Origin of the sequence: Streptomyces sp. NPDC001663 (assembly GCF_042893105.1) — a bacterium.
GTDB lineage: Bacteria > Actinomycetota > Actinomycetes > Streptomycetales > Streptomycetaceae > Streptomyces.
In genome coordinates this window covers 55570-71931 of the sequence record NZ_JBIAUR010000016.1, presented here as the reverse complement: position 1 = coordinate 71931, position 16362 = coordinate 55570, and the positions used below count along the sequence as shown (strand labels likewise).

Below are 16362 nucleotides of genomic sequence, written 5' to 3'. Positions count from 1 at the left end.
GCTCGGCCCGAAATCCGCCCCCAGTGCCGAAGGCCTGGGAGGTACCCCCATCGCCGCTGAGAGGTTGGAGCATGCCGGACGACGCCGCAGCCCGGGCCGCCGCCGAGGAGGAGTCCGCGTTCTCGCACCCCTCGGTCGACCCCGACTCCACCGCCGCGTACGGCGACCACCCCGACCAGCTGATCGACTTCTACGCCCCGCGCCACGAGCTGCCCGCCGGCACCCTCGCCCCGCTGGTCGTCGTGCTGCACGGCGGTGCCTGGCGGGCGCCGTACGACCGGCGGCACATCTCCCCGTTCGCCGACTTCCTGGCCCGGCGGGGCTTCGCCGTGGCCAGCGTGGAGTACCGCCGGGGCGGCGCGATCCCCGCCCAGGGCGGCTCGGGCGGTCCGCTCGCGGGGCGGTGGCCGGAGACCTTCGACGACGTCGCGGCCGCGCTGGACGCACTGCCTGCGCTCCTGCGGGAAGCCCTCCCGCAGGCCGACCCGCGCCGCATGGTGATCACCGGCCACTCGGCGGGCGGCCACCTCGCGCTGTGGGCGGCGGCACGGCATGTGCTGCCCTCCGGTTCCCCGTGGCGCACGGACCGTCCCGCGCCCCTGCGCGGTGTCGTCGCCCTCGCCCCGATCGCCGACTTCGAGGTCGCCGACAAGCTGGACGTCTGCGGCGGGGCCGCGCGCCAACTCCTGGGCGGCGACGAGAAGTTCACCGAGCGGCGCCCGCACGCGGACCCGTCGCTGCTGCTGCCCACCGGCATCGCGACCACGCTGGTCCAGGGCCGCACGGACGTCGACGTCCCGCAGGCGGTCGCCGAGTCCTACGCGGACGCGGCGGCGAAGGCCGGCGAGGTGGTCGGCCTCACGCTCCTGGAGGACGTCGGCCACTTCCCGCTGATCGACCCGGCGGCGGACGCGTGCGCGGTGGTGGCGGAGGAGATCGCCCAACTGGCTTGGTGAGCCGTCCCCTTCATACCCGTAGTACTTGAGAGCTACGCGACAGGACAGCTCCCTGGCGTGACGCGGACGACGAGCCCGTCTCCGTAACTTCCCATCCAGACAAGCCCGATGGCCGGGCGAACTGGAAGGGGAGACGACCATGGGGCTCGAGACGGGGACAACCGCAGAGCGTGCGAACAGACGCCGCCGAGTCGGCAGATGGCGCCGTGCCACCCTCGCCGCCCTCATCACGGGCGCCGTGGTCCTCCCCCTCTCCGCGGCCACCCGCCCCGAGATCCCCGCCCCTCCCCCCGCCACCCTCGCCCCGCTCACGGCAACCACCCTCGACAAGGCCTACGCAGCCAACCGCGCCAACGCCGCGGCAGCGTCCCGCATGGCCGCCACCCACGGCGACGACAAACGCGCCGCCGCCGACCGCTCCATGGCCACGCCGTCCCGTCACTTCCTCTCCTTCGACGGCCGCGGCCCCGGCCAGGCGACGGAGGTCTTCGGCGACCTCGCCCACGCCGACCGCATCGCGGTCCTCGTCCCGGGCTCCGACACCTCCCTCGACACCTACGACCGCTTCCGCGCGGGCGCCGTCGCCCTGCAGGACCGCCTGACACGCGAGGCCCCCAGGGGCACCCGCACCGCGGTCGTGGCCTGGCTGGGCTACCGGACGCCGGCCACGATCAGCGCGACGGTCCTCACGACGGGCCGCGCCGAGCAGGCGGCCCCGCACCTGCGCGAGTTCGTCGCCGAACTGCGCGGAATAGCCGGGGCCGAGGCGCGCATCTCCCTGCTCTGTCACTCCTACGGCTCGGTGGTGTGCGCCCGCGCGGCCGCCGGCCTGGACGTCGCCGACATCGCCCTCGTCGGCAGCCCCGGCACCGGCGCGGACTCGGCGGCGGCCCTGCACACACGGGCCCGCGTCTGGGCGGCGCGCGGCGGTGACGACTGGATCGCCGAGGTGCCGCACGTCAGCACCGACCTGTTCGGCACCACCGTCGGCTTCGGCACCGACCCCGTGTCCCCCGCCTTCGGCGCCCATGTCTTCGCGGCGGGCTCCGGCGGCCACAGCGACTACTTCAGGCCGGGCTCGGTCTCCCTGACCAACCTCGCCCGGATCGTGCTCGGCGAGTCGAAGGAGGTGACCCGTGCGTGAGTTGAGCATGCGCCGCGCGTGGGACGGCATACGGCAGGGCGCCGACCGGATCGACGCCGCCACCCCCGCAGGCCGGGACCGGGCCGTGGACGCCCTGCGCGCCTTCGCGATCCTCGGCGTGGTCCTCGGCCACTGGCTGGTCACGGCCCTGGTGGCGGACGGCGGCACCCTGCACACCACCAGCCCCCTCCAGCACATGCCGTGGCTGGCCCCGATCTCCTGGGCCTTCCAGACCCTCGCCGTGTTCTTCCTGGTGGGCGGCCATGTGGCGACCCGGAGCTACAGCTCGGCCCGCGCCAAGGGGACGCCGTACGGCCAATGGCTGCTCGCCCGTCTGGCGCGGCTGTTCAAGCCGGTGGCGGCCGTCCTGGTCCTGTGGACCGTGACCGCGACGGCCCTGCTCCTGTCCGGCGCGGATTTCGACACGGTCCGCACGCTCGTCAAGCTGGCCCTGTCACCCCTCTGGTTTCTTCTGGTCTTCGCGGCCCTGACGGCGGCGACCCCGCTCCTCACCCGGCTCAACCCCCTCTGGCCGCTGGCCGTCGTCCTCCATGTGGACCTTCTCCGCTTCGGACTCGGCGCCCCGCAGAGCCTCGGCTGGGTGAACCTGGCGGCGGGCTGGCTGGTGCCGTACACCCTCGGCGCGGCCTGGACCCGCGGCGAGCTGGACCGCCCCCGCGCGGGCTGGGTCCTGCTCGTCGGCGGCACGGCGGCGACGGCCGCGCTGGTGATCTGGGCGCACTACCCGGCGTCGATGGTCGGCGTCCCGGGCTCGGCGATCTCGAACCTCAACCCGCCGACCCTGGCCGCGGTCGCGTTCGGCCTGGCCCAGTGCGGCCTCGCGCTGCTCCTGCGCGACCGGCTGCGCCGTACGATGCGGCGCCCTCTGGCCTGGGCGGCGGTGGCCTTCGTCAACCTCTCCGCGATGACGATCTTCCTCTGGCACCAGACGGCGATGATGGCGACCACGGCCACCGGCCTCCTCGCGGGCCGCCTCCCCGGCCTGCACACCTCCCCCGACGGTCTCGGCTGGGTGGCGTCCCGCCTGATGTGGCTCCCGGTCTTCGCCCTGGCCCTCACCGTCTGCTGGGCCGCCTTTCGGACCTACGAGCACGCCCGCCCCGCCGAGCGGACCGACCGTCGGCGTTCACGGGTCGTCCGCGCACACCGTCCGTCCACAGGGCGGGCGGCGCTGGAGAGGCCCCATGTCTAGGGTGGTGCGTGTGACGGGAACGGGGACGCAGCGGGTGGTGCGCGGGCTGCGGGTGGTGCGCGACGACCTGTGCACCGTCGACGCGGACCCGCTGCCTCCGTCCAAGTGGCTGCGGTGGCTGCCGCACGGAGTGCTGTGCCTGGCGGCGTTCGGCATCGTGCTCGGCGGCACGGCGCAGCTCCAGGACAACGGGCATCTGGGCGTGAACGGCTTCCTGATCGCACTCGCGCAGGGCGGCGCCGTGGTCCTCGCGATGTGGCGGCCGATCCCGGCGTGGTGGCTGTCGACGGGGGCCACCCTGGTGGGCGCCCTCGCGGTGCACGGCAAGCTGGGCATGGACGAGGGGACCGAGTTCACCTGGCCCTGGACCGCGGCCGGGATCATCGCACACCTGCTCGTACTGCTGCTGCTCGCACTGCGGGTCCGCACCAGGGTGTCCGTCGAGGTGCTGGTCCTGACCGCACTGCTCACCTTCGTCCTCGATGACGTGTGGGGCGCGGCGCACCATCAGGACACCGCCGTCGTCACCATCGCCCTGTCCGCGATCGTCGTCGTGCTCGGCATCGCGCTGCGCGGCCGCCGCGAGGCACGCGCGGAACTGGGCCGGCAGACCACGCTCACCGCCGAGGAACGGGCGCGGCGCACCCTGCTGGAGGAGCGCAACCGCATCGCCCGCGAGCTGCACGACGTGGTCGCCCACCACATGTCCGTCATCTCCATCCAGGCCCAGGTCGCCCCCCACCTCGTGGCGGACCCGCCCGAGGAGCTCAAGGAGAACCTCGAGGGCATACGGAGCAACGCGCTGGAGGCGCTGACCGAACTGCGCCGCGTGCTGGGTGTCCTGCGCTCGGAGGACCCCGGCACGGACACGCTCGACGGCGCCGGCGGCGACGCGCACAGTCCGCAGCCCACACTGGACCGGCTCGACGCGCTCGTCGAGAACACCCGGGCGGCCGGCCTGACCGTGACCACACGGACCACGGGGGAGCGGCGCCCGCTGCCGTCCGGAGTGGAGCTGTCGGCGTACCGGATCGTGCAGGAGGCGCTGAGCAACGTACTGCGCCACGCACCCGGCGCGAGCGCGAGCGTCGAAGTCGCCTACGTCCCCTACGGACTGCACGTGGAAGTCGTCAACTCGCGGCCGCTGCACGAGGCACCGGCGTCGCCCGGCGCGGGGCACGGTCTGCTGGGCATGCGGGAACGGGCCGCGATGCTCGGCGGCGCCCTCTCCGCACACTCCCAGCCGGACGGCGGCTACCAGGTCTCCGCGTTCCTGCCGGTAGCCCCGCGCGCCGACGGCCCGGACCTCCCCGACGCCCCGGACCCCGTCACCGACCCGAAGGACGACACCGCATGACGAGCAGCCCCATCCGCGTCATCATCGCCGACGACCAGCAGATGGTCCGGCAGGGCTTCACCGTGCTGCTCAACACCCAGCCCGACATCGACGTGATCGGGCAGGCGGTGGACGGCCTGGACGCCGTGGCCAAGGTCGACGAACTCGTCCCGGACGTCGTCCTGATGGACATCCGCATGCCCGAACTCGGCGGCATCGAGGCCACCCGCCGCATCACCACCGAGCGCCCCGACATAAAGGTGCTGGTGCTCACCACCTTCGACCTCGACGAGTACGTGTACGAGGCGCTGCGCGCCGGCGCGTCCGGGTTCATGCTCAAGGACGCGTCCGCGGACAAGCTCGCCGAGGCGGTCCGGGTGGTCGCGGCCGGCGACGCACTGCTCGCACCGGGCATCACCCGGCGCCTGATCGCCGAGTTCTCCCGCCTGGACGGCAAGCCCCGAGCCCCGCTCAAGACACGCGTCGGCGACCTGACCGAGCGTGAGACGGAGGTCCTCGCCCTGATCGCCCAGGGCCTGTCGAACGCGGAGATCGCGCAGCGGCTGGTCGTGGCCGAGCAGACGGTGAAGACCCACGTGGGCCGCATCCTGGTGAAGCTGGGCCTCAGGGACCGGACGCAGGCGGCGGTGTTCGCGTACGAGTCGGGGCTGGTACGGCCGTCGGGATACTGACCGGCGGGCGCAGTACCCGTAGTACCTGAGGGGGACGCCGAAGGACCCTTCTCACTGGTGACGACCGCCGCCCCGCCACGGCCTACCGTTTTCAACGTGACCGAGACGACCCAGACGCAGTCGACGCCCCCGGAGCCACCGGACGGCTTGTTCGAGCCGTACAAGCCGCGCAGTCCGGAGGTCCGGGCGGCCATGGACGCCTTGCGCGGGCTGCAGCAGGACCTGTTCCACGACGCCTTCGCCTACCGCCCACTGAACCGCATGGCGGCCGACGGCCGGTTCACCCGGCGGCTGTCGGGCCGGTGGCGGGAGTACGCGACCTGGACGCCGCAGGCGCTGGTCGTCGCGGCCGGCCTGTTCGCGATGTTCGTCGCCTCGAACAGCAGCATCCGCGGTGCGGGCGAGAACCTGGCACTCGGCCTGCTCGCCCTGGCCCCCGTCCTGCTGACCGCGGTGCGCCCGATCCTCGCGTTCTGGCTGTCGATGGTCGCGACCCCGGTCGCCGCCGCCCTGTGGAGCGACTGGGACAGCGAGTGGCCGTGGCTGAACGGCAGCTTCGTCACCCACCTCCTGGTCCTCACGATCGTGGCCATCCGGACCCGGCCGCGCACAGCGGCATGGATGTGGGTCCTGACGGGGCTGTACGGCATCGCGGCCGAAGGCCTCCACAGCGGACCCCCCTTCGCCCCGAACACCATGGAGATGCTGTTCCTCTCCGCCGTGTGCCTCCTCGCCGTCACCGTTCGGCACATACGCCGCGAGGCCCGCCAGGAGGTGACCGCCCAGCAGACGGTGACCGCGCACGAGCGTTCCCGGCGCACTCTGCTGGAGGAGCGCACGACGATCGCCCGCGAGCTGCACGACGTGGTCGCACACCACATGTCGGTCGTCGCGATCCAGGCGGAGGCCGCCCCGTACCGCGTGGAGAACCCGCCGCCGGAGCTGGAGAAGGCGTTCGCGACGATCCGGGAGAACGCGGTGGCGGCCCTCGCCGAGCTGCGCCGTGTGCTGGGCGTGGTCCGTGCCGAGGACTACGAGGCCCCGGACGCCCCGCAGCCGACCCTCGCCGACCTGGACGGCCTGCTCGCCAATGTGCGGGAGGCGGGCCTGAACGTCGACAAGACGGTGACCGGAGCGATACGTGAACTCCCGCAGGGCGTCGAGCTGTCGGCGTACCGCATGGTCCAGGAGGCGCTGAGCAACACTCTGCGCCACGCACCGGGCGCGAGCGCCCGCGTGGAGATCGGCTACGTACTCGGCGGCCTGGGCCTGCGCATAGTCAACGACCCGCCACCGAACCCCTCACTGCTGAAGCCCTCACCCGGCGCCGGCCACGGCATCACCGGCATGCGGGAGCGCGTCTCCATGCTGAACGGCGAGATGACGGCTGGCCGGACGGACGAGGGAGGCTACGAGGTGACGGTGTTCCTGCCGGTCGCCGCCGGGACCGAGGGAGAGGCATGACGATCCGCGTCCTGATCGCGGACGACCAGATGATGGTGCGCGAGGGCTTCTCGGTCCTGCTGAACGCGATGCCGGACATCGAGGTGGTCGGCGAGGCGGTCAACGGCCGCGAGGCGGTGGACCGCGTCCGTGAACTCGCCCCCGACGTGGTCCTGATGGACATCCGCATGCCGGAGCTGAACGGCATAGAGGCGACGAGGGAGATCGTCGCGGCGGACGGCACGGCAAAGGTCCTGGTCCTGACCACCTTCGACCTGGACGAGTACGTGTACCAGGCCCTGCGCGCAGGAGCCTCCGGCTTCCTCCTGAAGGACGCCTCGGCCCGCCAACTGGCCGATGGCGTACGGGTGGTGGCCTCCGGCGAGGCCCTCCTGGCCCCCTCGGTGACGAAGCGCCTGATCCTGGAGTTCTCCAAACTCTCGGGAGCCCCACGCCCCATGCAGTCCGCAATGGCGGCCTACGGCGACCTGACCGACCGCGAGACGGAGGTCCTGGTCCTGATCGCGCAGGGCCTGTCGAACGCGGAGATAGCCGAGCGGCTGGTGGTCGCCGAGTCGACTATCAAGACCCACGTCAGCAGGATCCTGGTGAAGCTGGGCCTGAGGGACCGGACGCAGGCGGCGGTGTTCGCCTACGAGGCACGGCTGGTGACGCCGGGGTAGGTCGCTGTCCGCAGATGTCCCGGGACGAAATAACGGGAGAGCCCGACCTCTTACCAGTACAACAACGATGACAACGGGCTGGACCGCGGTCCACCCCCGGGAAGGGGACGGGAGCCGATGAGTCTGCGCCAGTTCGAGTACGCCCTGGCCGTTGCCGAGGAGGGCTCGGTGACTGCGGCGGCGGAGCTGCTGCACGTCGCTCAACCGTCGGTGTCCCAGCAGATCCGCAGCCTGGAGCGGGAACTCGGCGTGACACTGTTCGACCGCACGCCGACCGGACTGGTGCCCACCGTGGTCGGTCGCGCGTTCCTGCGGGAGGCGGAGGTCGCGGTGAGCGCGGCGCGGCGGGCGACGGCGACGGCGCGGGCCGGTGCCGATGAGCTGGTGGGCGAGCTGCTGGTCGCGGTGCAGATGGGCCTGGGCACGCGGCAGCTGCCGGGCGCGCTGGGCGCACTGCGCCGCCGCTTCCCGCGGCTGGAGGTCACCGTCTTCGAGGAGCCGAACCCCGCCGAACTGGAGCGGCTCGGGCGCCGGGGCGTGCTGGACCTCGCCCTGGTGGCCGAGCCGTGCGGGGGTCCTGCCGACGCCCATCACCTCGGCGACGAGGAGTTCGTCGTGGTGATGGGCGTCGGGCACCCGCAGCTCGCCGCGGACCGGGTCGAGCTGCGCGAGCTGGCAGGGGAGCCGTGGGTGAGGTTCGACCGCGACAGCACCCTCGACTGCGTGCTGCGGGACGTGCTGCGGGACAACGAACTGGCCCCGACCACGGTCGCCCGTGTGTCCCAGACGGCGACGGCCGTGCGCTGGGCCGCCGACGGGCTGGGGGTGACGCTCGTGCCGGCCTCCGCCGTGCCCCAGGGTTACGAGCACCTCGCGCGCCCGGTGTTCCCGGTCGTGTCCCAGCCCGTCGTCGCCGCGCTCCGGAATGGCGCGGGCCCGGCGGAGAGGGCTCTGCTCGAATTCCTGCGTCAGGAGACCTGGCACAAATCATCTTTCTTCTCGCCGGTTTCCTGACCGGCCGAGAAAGAGGCGGGCGCCGCTGAATTCATTTTGCCGGAAGTGGTGTATCGGAATTCTGTCGGTGTCAGCCCCTGGTGAATTCGCCGCCGTCCACGACGAGATTGCTCCCGGTCAGCCAGCTCGCCCGGTCGGACACGAGGAACAGCACCGCGTGGGCGATGTCGTCGGGCCGGCCGTCGCGCCCCAGCGGGGGCGTGCTGTCGGCCTGGCCCGGCCCTTCGTTCAGGCGCGCCCACTGCTCCCGCGTCGCCTCGCCGCCGGGGGTGGCGGTTCTGCCGGGAGTCACGGTGTTGACCCGGATTCCGGACGGGGCAAGCTCCGAGGCCAGTCCGCGGCTGTAGTTCTCCAGCGCCGCCTTCGCCGCCGTGTAGTGCAGGAACGGTGGTAGCGCGGCGGGGACCGCGGCCGAGGAGACATGCACGATCACCCCCGAACGCCGTTCCCGCATCCCCGGTGCCAGCAGCGAGTCCAGCCGCACCGACGCCAGGAAGTTCAAATCCAGCGCGTTCTGCCACTCCTCGTCGGGGATGGCCACGGCGTCCGCGTGCGGTTCCCCTCCACCCGCGTTGTGGACCAGGATGTCCACCTCGCCGAGCACCTCCTGCGCGGCCGCGGCGAGCGCCTGCGCTCCGTCCCGTGTCCGCACGTCCGCCGTCACGAAGGCGGCTCCTTCCGGCACCGTGCTCGTCGCCGACCTGGCGGTCGTGAGCACCTCGGCGCCCGCGTCCAGGAGTTGGCGTACGACGGCTGCTCCGATTCCGCGCGAACCGCCCGTGACCAGGGCCCGCTTTCCCGCGAGTTCTCGCGTTCCCGATCCGTTCTCGATCGTGGTCATGCCACCGGTCCTCTCGATTTCGTAATTTGCCGCTCGACGGAGAAACGGCGGTGAATACCTCGTCGAGCTGTTTCACCGTACGTACGGAAAAGAGCGAGAGGCAAAGACGCAATGTGAGTACGGGCTATAGGGAGTTCCTATGGCGAGCTGCTTGGTCTGGACATATGCTGAAGTCATATCCGGAGAACGGATCCTGTCTGAGTGCCGACGAGTGGTGAAGCGGAGCGGGCGATGGGATGGAGTCTGGAAGGCCGGTATTTCGAAGCGTGTCCGTGTGACGTGGTGTGTCCGTGCACCGTCTCGGCCTTGGCGATGCCGGCGGACACAGAGCGGTGTCAGGTGACGCTGGTGTTCCACGTCGACCGAGGGGACATCGAGGGTGTCGACGTCGGTGGGCTCACCGTCGCGCTGCTGGCGGATGCGCCGGGGCAGATGTCCCTGGGTGGCTGGCGTGTGGGACTGTTCCTCGACGCGGCGGCCTCGGCCGAGCAGGCCGAGAAGCTGCAGGGGGTGTTCAGCGGAGCGATGGGTGGGCCGCCGGCGATACTCACACCTCTGGTGGGCGAGATCGCCGGGGTGGAAACCGCTCCGATCACGTTCGACTCCCAGGGCCGGACCCACCGCGTCACCATCGGGGACTCGGTGGAGATAGAGGTCGAGGACTTCTTCCACGAAGGCGCGAGTGAAGGCGCGACTCTGCATGGCATGACCATCACGCCCAACTCGGTCGTGACGATCGCGAAATCCAATGTCGCCCGCATACAGGCGTTCGGTCTCGACCTCGATCTGGCGGGTCAGAACGGGCACTCCGCGCCGTTCGCCTGGTCCGTCTGACGCTTTCACCGCCCTGATCGACCGCCTGAAGGAACACCCCTGGTCAGAGGGGCAGACCCCGGGTTAGCGTCCCCGCATGGCAGCCTTCGACCCGTGGGACCCCGAGTTCCTCGCCGACCCGTATCCCGCCTACGCCGAGCTGCGTGCCAAAGGCCGGGTGCACTACTTCGAGGCCACGAACCAGTGGCTCGTCCCGCGCCACGCGGACGTCTCGGCGCTGCTCAGGGAGCGGCGGCTCGGGCGCACGTATCTGCACCGGTTCACACACGAGGACTTCGGACGGACCGCGCCGCCCGCCGCGCACGAGCCGTTCCACGTCCTCAACGACCACGGCATGCTCGACCTGGAGCCGCCGGACCACACCCGGATCCGGCGGCTGGTCTCGAAGGCGTTCACGCCGCGCACGGTGGAGCAGCTGAAGCCGTACGTGACCAGGCTGGCCGGCGAGCTGGTGGACCGGCTTGTCGAGGCGGGTGGCGGCGACCTGCTCACCGACGTCGCCGAGCCGCTCCCCGTGGCCGTCATCGCCGAGATGCTGGGGATTCCGGAGTCGGATCGCGGCCCTCTGCGCCCCTGGTCCGCGGACATCTGCGGGATGTACGAGCTGAACCCGTCCGAGGAGACCGCGCGCAAGGCCGTCCAGGCCTCCGTCGAGTTCTCGGATTACCTGCGGGAGCTGATCGCCGAGCGGCGCAAGGAACCCGGCGAGGATCTCATCTCCGGGCTCATCGCCGCGCACGACGAGGGCGACCGGTTGACCGAGCAGGAGATGATCTCCACGGCCGTCCTGCTCCTCAACGCCGGGCACGAGGCGACCGTGAACGCCACGGTGGGCGGCTGGTACGCCCTCTTCCGCAACCCGGAGCAGCTGGCCGCTCTGCGCGCCGATCACTCCCTCGTACCGTCCGCCGTCGAGGAGTTGATGCGGTACGACACCCCGCTCCAGCTCTTCGAGCGGTGGGTGCTGGACGACATCGAGATCGACGGGACGACGATTCCGCGGGGTGCGGAGATCGCCATGCTCTTCGGCTCCGCCAACCATGACCCGGATGTCTTCTCCGACCCCGAGACCCTCGACCTCACCCGCGGGGAGAACCCGCACATCTCCTTCAGCGCCGGCATCCACTACTGCATCGGCGCTCCACTGGCCCGGATCGAGCTGGCTGCTTCGATGACCGCCCTGCTCGAGAAGGCCCCGACCCTGAGCCTCGCCCAGGAACCGACTCGTAAGCCGAACTTCGTGATCCGGGGGCTGGAGGGGCTCAGCGTCGCGGTCTGAGACGGCGGAGAAGGGCCCGGACACCCAGCGCGGCGGCGGTTCCGCCGAGGATCGCCAGGGGCAGTTCGGCGTAGAGGACGCTCCAGTCGGGGGCCGCCTCGAAACGCCACCACCTGTCCCTGACGTCGACGGACCACACCGCGAGCCCCGCGCCCGCGCCGAGCGCCGCGGTCAGGCATCCCGCGGCGGCCTCCGTACGTTGCCCCATGTCCGGGAGTGACGTGCGCAGGCCGCTCGGGGGTTCCCGCCGCCGTTCAGGTCGTCATGTCCCGCCGCCGCAGTCCCGCCAGCCCGACGGCCGCCAACACCACCGCCAGCCCCAGCAGGACCAGCACCGGCCCCCACTCCATCCCCCCGCCCGGCAGCTTCGGCAGGTGGCCGAAGGGGGACAGGTCCAGGACCAGTTGCGGTACGTCCAGTGCGGGACCGACCCAGCCGATCAGCAGCACCGCCCCGGCGACTCCCCATGCGGCCACCGCCCCCCGCGGCAGCACCCCGTACAGCAGCACCGTCACGCCGCCGATCACCCACACCCCGGCCACCTGCACCAGGCACGCCCCCAGGATCGGGCCGACCTCCTTGCCGTAGCCGACGGCGAAGCCGACGCCCGTGAGCAGCATGAGAAGGACAGCGCCGCCGAAGGCGATCACCAGGTGACCGGCGGCCCAGCGCAGGCGGCCCACCGCGTTCGCCAGCACCGGTTCCGCCCGGCCCGACGTCTCCTCGCCGTTCAGGCGCAGGACCGAGCCGACGACGTACAGCGCGGCGATCAGGCCCATCATCCCGACCATGGATGCCAGGAAGGCGTCCGTGATCCCGCTCTGGCCGCCCATCCGCTCGAAGATCTCGCGGGCCTTCTCGTTGTCGCCGACCAGGTCGGCCACACCGTCCGCCAGGCCGCCGTAGACGACGCCGACGACGAAGAAGGCGATGCTCCAGCCGTACACGCTGCCCCGCTGCAGCCGCCAGGCCAGCGCGCCCGCCGTGGCCAGCCGGCCGACCGCAGGTCCGGGGAGGGTCGGCAGGAAGCTCATGCCGATGTCCCGGCGGCCTGCCAGCCCGTACGCCATCGCGCCCTGGAGCGCCACCGCCGCCCCGAACAGCAGCAGTACCCACCAGCGCTCGTCCGCGTACGGGCGCAGGTTCTCCAGCCAGCCCAGCGGCGACAGCCAGGTCAGTACCGACGAGCCGTCGGCCGTCGCCGAGTCACCCGCCGCGCGCAGCACGAAGGCCGCGCCCAGGACGCCCGCCGTCAGCCCGCGGGCCAGCCGTGCGCTCTCCGTCAGTTGCGCGACGATCGCCGCCATCGTGGCGAAGACCATGCCGACACCCGCGAGGCCCAGACCGAAGGCGACGGCTCCGGCGGCGCCCTGCCCGGCCAGTCCACCCGCAACCAGCAGCGCCAGTACGGCATTCGCGACGGCCGCCGCCAGCAGCGCCGCGGTCAGCGAGGCGCGGCGGCCCACCGTGCCGGAGGCGATCAGCTCCTGCCGGCCGCTCTCCTCCTCGTCGCGGGTGTGGCGTACGACGACCAGAAGGCCGGTGACGGCGGTGAGCGCGCCCGCGTAGACGCCGACGCGCCAGGCCGTGAGGGCACCGAGGGAGTCGTCGAAGACCGGGCCGATCAGCGCGCGGAAGGAGGAGTTGGTCGCCACCTGGTGCAGCAGGTCGGTGCGCTCGGCCTCGGTGCCGTACAGACCTTTGAGGGTGTTCGGCATGGAGAGGACCATCAGGGCGTTGACCGCCACCCACACCGGGATCATCAGACGGTCGCGGCGGAGGTTGAAGCGCAGCAGCACTCCCGTGCCCACGAGGGAGGTCATGACGCCTCCTGGTAGTGCCGCAGGAACAGCTCCTCCAGCGTCGGCGGCGTCGAGGTCAGCGACCGTACGCCGGACTCGCTCAACTGCCGCAGCACGGCGTCGAGTTTGTCCGTGTCGACCTGCAGCCGCACCCGCTTTCCCTGTACGTCGAGGTCGTGGACGCCGGGCAGGTGCGCCAACCCGTTGGGCGGGCCCGCCAGTTCGGCGGTCACGCTCGTGCGGGTCAGATGACGCAGGTCGGCCAGCGAGCCGCTCTCCACGGTGCGGCCCTTGCGGATGATGCTCACGCGGTCGCAGAGCTCCTCGACCTCGCTGAGGATGTGCGAGGACAGCAGGACGGTCCTTCCCCTGTCCCGCTCCTCCTCCACGCAGCGTTGGAAGACCTCCTCCATCAGCGGGTCCAGGCCCGACGTCGGCTCGTCCAGGATCAGCAGGTCCACGTCGGAGGCGAACGCGGCGACCAGGGCGACCTTCTGGCGGTTGCCCTTCGAGTACGTGCGGCCCTTCTTGGTGGGGTCCAGCTCGAAGCGTTCGATCAGGTCGGCGCGGCGCCCCGCGTCCAGGCCTCCGCGGAGGCGGCCGTAGAGGTCGATGACCTCGCCGCCGGAGAGGTTGCGCCACAGGGTCACGTCGCCGGGGACGTACGCGATCCGGCGGTGCACCTCCACCGCGTCCTGCCACGGGTCGCGGCCCAGCACCTGCGCGGCGCCGGAGTCGGCGCGCAGCAGGCCGAGCAGGACGCGGATGGTGGTGGACTTGCCGGCGCCGTTCGGGCCGAGGAAGCCGTGGACCTCGCCGGTCTCCACCTCCAGGTCGAGGCCGTCGAGCGCGTGCGTCTTCCCGAACGACTTGTGGAGCCCGGAGACGCTGATTGCCTTCGTCATGGTTCTGAACGTACGCTTCTTTCAGAAATTTGTGAAGTTAAGGAAGCATATAAAGCCCGGATAGGGTGGTGACCATGGCTGATGAGGCGGGGCGTGACGCGGAGGCGGTCTCGAAGTTCGTGGAGAGTTTCGCGGCGCAGCTGGTCGAGGCCGGGATGCAGCGGATGCCGGCGCGGGTCTTCGCCGCCCTGCTCTCCTCCGACGAGGCCTCGATGACCTCGGCCGAGCTGGGCGATCAGCTGCGGATCAGTCCGGCTGCGGTCTCCGGGGCGGTGCGCTATCTGACCATGACGCACATGGTCTCGCGCGAGCGGGAGCCCGGCTCGCGTCGCGAGCGCTACCGGGTGCACGGCGACCAGTGGTACGAGGCCCTGACCAACCGCGAGGCCATCATCAAGCGCTGGGAGAGCGCCCTGCGGGAAGGCGTCAGCAGCCTCGGCGCCGACACCCCCGCAGGACGCCGCATGGCCGAGACGCTCGCCTTCTTCGAGTTCGTCGAGGGCGAGGTCGCGGCCATGATGGAGCGGTGGCGGGTGCACCGCCAACAGCTGTTCGGCAACTAGGAGTTGGGGCCGGGAGTTACCGCTCCTTGGTCTCCTCCAGCACCGTCCGCCCCAGCAGCAGGTACCGCTCGGGCGAGCGTCGCTTCAGGTACTGGGCGTAGCCGATGCCCAGCGCCGCGACCAGGGCCACCAGCCACGGAGTTGCCTTCAGGAGCAGTGAGCCGGACTCCGTGCCGGCCGCGACGCCCATGTTGGACACCAGCAGGACGACCACCGCGAGCATTGCGATGCCGCCGATGAGCGGCGCGGCGAAGGTCTTGAACCAGTGCCGGCTCTCGGGGTGGTTCTTGCGGAAGTAGACCAGCACCGCGAACGAGCAGACCGCCTGCACGATCAGGATCGCCATCGTGCCGAGGATCGCGAGCAGGACGTAGAGGGCGTTGTACGGGTCCTTGCCCGCGACCCAGAACGCGCCGATCAGGACGGCGGAGACCACCGTCTGCACCAGGCCCGCGATGTGCGGGGAGCCGTGCCTTGCGTGAGTGCGGCCGACGGTGTTCTTCAGGGACGGCAGGACGCCCTCGCGGCCCAGTGCGTACATGTAGCGGGCGGCGCAGTTGTGGAAGGCCATGCCGCATGCCAGCGAACCGGTGATCATCAGCCACTGCATGACGTCGACCGCCCAGTGGCCGACGTAGCGCTCGGTCGGGTTGAAGAAGAGCGCGAGCGGGTTCGCGGACGAGGCCGCCTTCACGGCCTCCGCCTCGCCGTTGCCGATGATGGCCATCCAGGAGACGAAGACGTAGAAGACGCCGACGCCGAGGACCGAGATCATCGTCGCCTTGGGGATGATCTTCTTCGGGTCACGGGACTCCTCGCCGTACATCGCCGTCGACTCGAAGCCGACCCACGACCAGAAGGCGAAGAAGAGGCCGAGGCCTGCGCTGGTCCCCTTGAAGGCGTTGACCGGGTTGACCGGGCCGAAGGTGAAGCCGTGCGGGCCGCCGCCGTGCAGGGCGACCGAGATCGCCATCGCGGCGAGCACGGTGACCTCCGTGGCGAGCAGCACGACGAGGAGCTTCTCGGCGACGCTGACGCCGAACCAGGTGCCCGTCGCGTTGACGGCGAGCATCAGGATCGCGAAGGCCCACCACGGGACGTCAACGCCCGTCTGGTCCTTCAGGGTTGTGTTGGCGAAGACCGAGAAGATACCGATCAGCGCCGGTTCGAAGACGGCGTACGCGAAGGTCGCGAGGAGGCCGGAGGCCAGGCCCGCGGTGCGTCCGAGACCGTAGGAGATGAAGCCGTAGAACGCGCCCGTCGACGTGATGTGCTTCGCCATCGAGGTGAAGCCGACGGAAAAGATTGCCAGGACGACCATTGCGACGAGATAGCTCGCGGGGGCGCCGATGCCGTTGCCGGCCGAGACCATGAAGGGCACGTTGCCCGTCATCGCGGTGATCGGCGCGGCGGTCGCGACGGCCATGAAGACCACGCCGAGCAGGCCGATGGCGTTGGGCTTCAGCCGGTGAACCGTGCCCTCGCCGCCTGTGTCCGTCGCCGGGGCGACTCCCTCGTCCACTGCCATCGGGCTGGCCCCTCTCCTGGTGATCGGCTGGTGTGCTGAACCGGAACTCTGTAGGCCGAATAAGTCGAGCAAGGGTCTCGGGACGTTAAATGTTTGTCAACCAGACCTTTAGAAATCTGACGCAATCTG

General features: G+C 71.1%; 16 protein-coding genes. 11 read left to right on the top strand and 5 right to left on the bottom strand.

The window, feature by feature from the left end; genetic code table 11:
* The first annotated feature begins 71 nt into the window (after nt 1–71).
* From ACFY1L_RS40730 to ACFY1L_RS40695, 8 genes are all read left to right on the top strand, one after another.
* Nucleotides 72–956: an alpha/beta hydrolase gene (locus tag ACFY1L_RS40730; protein ID WP_388836518.1), complete on the top strand. Its 885-nt coding sequence runs from the start codon at nt 72–74 to the stop codon at nt 954–956.
* Nucleotides 957–1095: 139 nt separating this feature from the next.
* Complete coding sequence (locus ACFY1L_RS40725) at nt 1096–2100, top strand: alpha/beta hydrolase (RefSeq protein WP_388836515.1); 1005 nt, start codon at nt 1096–1098, stop codon at nt 2098–2100.
* 7 nt (nt 2101–2107) lie between these two features.
* Nucleotides 2108–3313, top strand: a complete 1206-nt coding sequence (locus ACFY1L_RS40720) for an acyltransferase (protein ID WP_388837033.1) — start codon at nt 2108–2110, stop codon at nt 3311–3313.
* Nucleotides 3306–4670, top strand: a complete 1365-nt coding sequence (locus tag ACFY1L_RS40715; RefSeq protein WP_388836512.1) for a sensor histidine kinase — start codon at nt 3306–3308, stop codon at nt 4668–4670. The genes ACFY1L_RS40720 and ACFY1L_RS40715 overlap by 8 nt, the downstream gene beginning before the upstream one ends.
* Complete coding sequence (locus tag ACFY1L_RS40710) at nt 4667–5341, top strand: response regulator (protein ID WP_388836509.1); 675 nt, start codon at nt 4667–4669, stop codon at nt 5339–5341. Before ACFY1L_RS40715 ends, ACFY1L_RS40710 begins: the two co-directional genes overlap by 4 nt.
* Before the next feature lie 96 nt (nt 5342–5437).
* Nucleotides 5438–6805 carry a sensor histidine kinase gene (locus ACFY1L_RS40705; protein ID WP_388836506.1) on the top strand — a complete coding sequence of 456 codons (1368 nt, stop codon included), beginning with the start codon at nt 5438–5440 and terminating at the stop codon, nt 6803–6805.
* Nucleotides 6802–7467 (top strand): response regulator, encoded by a 666-nt coding sequence (locus ACFY1L_RS40700; RefSeq protein WP_388836503.1) that lies wholly within the window; start codon nt 6802–6804, stop codon nt 7465–7467. Before ACFY1L_RS40705 ends, ACFY1L_RS40700 begins: the two co-directional genes overlap by 4 nt.
* 117 nt (nt 7468–7584) lie before the next feature.
* Complete coding sequence (locus ACFY1L_RS40695) at nt 7585–8481, top strand: LysR family transcriptional regulator (protein WP_388836500.1); 897 nt, start codon at nt 7585–7587, stop codon at nt 8479–8481.
* A 70-nt stretch (nt 8482–8551) separates the two neighbouring features.
* On the opposite strand, the gene ACFY1L_RS40690 is transcribed toward ACFY1L_RS40695, so the two are convergent.
* The gene (locus ACFY1L_RS40690) at nt 8552–9322 is read right to left on the bottom strand and encodes an SDR family oxidoreductase (protein WP_388836497.1); all 771 of its coding nucleotides are present in this window, start codon (nt 9320–9322) and stop codon (nt 8552–8554) included.
* Nucleotides 9323–9553: 231 nt separating this feature from the next.
* Between ACFY1L_RS40690 and ACFY1L_RS40685 the strand changes: the two genes are divergently transcribed.
* Together ACFY1L_RS40685 and ACFY1L_RS40680 are read left to right on the top strand one after the other, a co-directional pair.
* The gene (locus ACFY1L_RS40685) at nt 9554–10156 is read left to right on the top strand and encodes a DUF1326 domain-containing protein (RefSeq protein WP_388836494.1); all 603 of its coding nucleotides are present in this window, start codon (nt 9554–9556) and stop codon (nt 10154–10156) included.
* 76 nt (nt 10157–10232) lie between these two features.
* Nucleotides 10233–11435, top strand: a complete 1203-nt coding sequence (locus tag ACFY1L_RS40680) for a cytochrome P450 (RefSeq protein WP_388836491.1) — start codon at nt 10233–10235, stop codon at nt 11433–11435.
* On the opposite strand, the gene ACFY1L_RS40675 is transcribed toward ACFY1L_RS40680, so the two are convergent.
* The 3 genes from ACFY1L_RS40675 to ACFY1L_RS40665 are packed head-to-tail and all read right to left on the bottom strand — an operon-like array spanning nt 11419 to nt 14142.
* Nucleotides 11419–11643: a hypothetical protein gene (locus ACFY1L_RS40675; RefSeq protein WP_388836488.1), complete on the bottom strand. Its 225-nt coding sequence runs from the start codon at nt 11641–11643 to the stop codon at nt 11419–11421. The two genes, ACFY1L_RS40680 and ACFY1L_RS40675, sit on opposite strands and share 17 nt — an antisense overlap.
* 46 nt (nt 11644–11689) lie before the next feature.
* Nucleotides 11690–13258 carry an ABC transporter permease gene (locus ACFY1L_RS40670; protein WP_388836485.1) on the bottom strand — a complete coding sequence of 523 codons (1569 nt, stop codon included), beginning with the start codon at nt 13256–13258 and terminating at the stop codon, nt 11690–11692.
* A complete protein-coding gene (locus ACFY1L_RS40665; RefSeq protein ID WP_388836482.1) occupies nt 13255–14142 on the bottom strand; it encodes an ATP-binding cassette domain-containing protein in 888 nt (295 codons plus the stop codon). The genes ACFY1L_RS40670 and ACFY1L_RS40665 overlap by 4 nt, the downstream gene beginning before the upstream one ends.
* A gap of 74 nt (nt 14143–14216) precedes the next feature.
* On the opposite strand from ACFY1L_RS40665, the gene ACFY1L_RS40660 reads away from it, so the two are divergent.
* Entirely contained in the window at nt 14217–14705 is a 489-nt protein-coding gene (locus tag ACFY1L_RS40660) for a GbsR/MarR family transcriptional regulator (protein WP_388836479.1), read from the top strand.
* Between the two features lie 16 nt (nt 14706–14721).
* Here ACFY1L_RS40660 and ACFY1L_RS40655 read toward each other — a convergent pair whose 3' ends face one another.
* A complete protein-coding gene (locus ACFY1L_RS40655; RefSeq protein WP_388836476.1) occupies nt 14722–16233 on the bottom strand; it encodes an APC family permease in 1512 nt (503 codons plus the stop codon).
* Nucleotides 16234–16362: the final 129 nt, after the last annotated feature.

What these genes read in the sequence shown, in the direction of transcription:
- ACFY1L_RS40730 (WP_388836518.1), top strand. Translation starts at nt 72, where the DNA reads ATGCCGGACGACGCCGCAGCCCGGGCCGCCGCCGAGGAGGAGTCCGCG.
- ACFY1L_RS40725 (WP_388836515.1), top strand. Translation starts at nt 1,096, where the DNA reads ATGGGGCTCGAGACGGGGACAACCGCAGAGCGTGCGAACAGACGCCGC.
- ACFY1L_RS40720 (WP_388837033.1), top strand. Translation starts at nt 2,108, where the DNA reads ATGCGCCGCGCGTGGGACGGCATACGGCAGGGCGCCGACCGGATCGAC.
- ACFY1L_RS40715 (WP_388836512.1), top strand. Translation starts at nt 3,306, where the DNA reads ATGTCTAGGGTGGTGCGTGTGACGGGAACGGGGACGCAGCGGGTGGTG.
- ACFY1L_RS40710 (WP_388836509.1), top strand. Translation starts at nt 4,667, where the DNA reads ATGACGAGCAGCCCCATCCGCGTCATCATCGCCGACGACCAGCAGATG.
- ACFY1L_RS40700 (WP_388836503.1), top strand. Translation starts at nt 6,802, where the DNA reads ATGACGATCCGCGTCCTGATCGCGGACGACCAGATGATGGTGCGCGAG.
- ACFY1L_RS40695 (WP_388836500.1), top strand. Translation starts at nt 7,585, where the DNA reads ATGAGTCTGCGCCAGTTCGAGTACGCCCTGGCCGTTGCCGAGGAGGGC.
- ACFY1L_RS40690 (WP_388836497.1), bottom strand. Translation starts at nt 9,322, where the DNA reads ATGACCACGATCGAGAACGGATCGGGAACGCGAGAACTCGCGGGAAAG.
- ACFY1L_RS40685 (WP_388836494.1), top strand. Translation starts at nt 9,554, where the DNA reads ATGGGATGGAGTCTGGAAGGCCGGTATTTCGAAGCGTGTCCGTGTGAC.
- ACFY1L_RS40680 (WP_388836491.1), top strand. Translation starts at nt 10,233, where the DNA reads ATGGCAGCCTTCGACCCGTGGGACCCCGAGTTCCTCGCCGACCCGTAT.
- ACFY1L_RS40675 (WP_388836488.1), bottom strand. Translation starts at nt 11,643, where the DNA reads ATGGGGCAACGTACGGAGGCCGCCGCGGGATGCCTGACCGCGGCGCTC.
- ACFY1L_RS40670 (WP_388836485.1), bottom strand. Translation starts at nt 13,258, where the DNA reads ATGACCTCCCTCGTGGGCACGGGAGTGCTGCTGCGCTTCAACCTCCGC.
- ACFY1L_RS40665 (WP_388836482.1), bottom strand. Translation starts at nt 14,142, where the DNA reads ATGACGAAGGCAATCAGCGTCTCCGGGCTCCACAAGTCGTTCGGGAAG.
- ACFY1L_RS40660 (WP_388836479.1), top strand. Translation starts at nt 14,217, where the DNA reads ATGGCTGATGAGGCGGGGCGTGACGCGGAGGCGGTCTCGAAGTTCGTG.
- ACFY1L_RS40655 (WP_388836476.1), bottom strand. Translation starts at nt 16,233, where the DNA reads ATGGCAGTGGACGAGGGAGTCGCCCCGGCGACGGACACAGGCGGCGAG.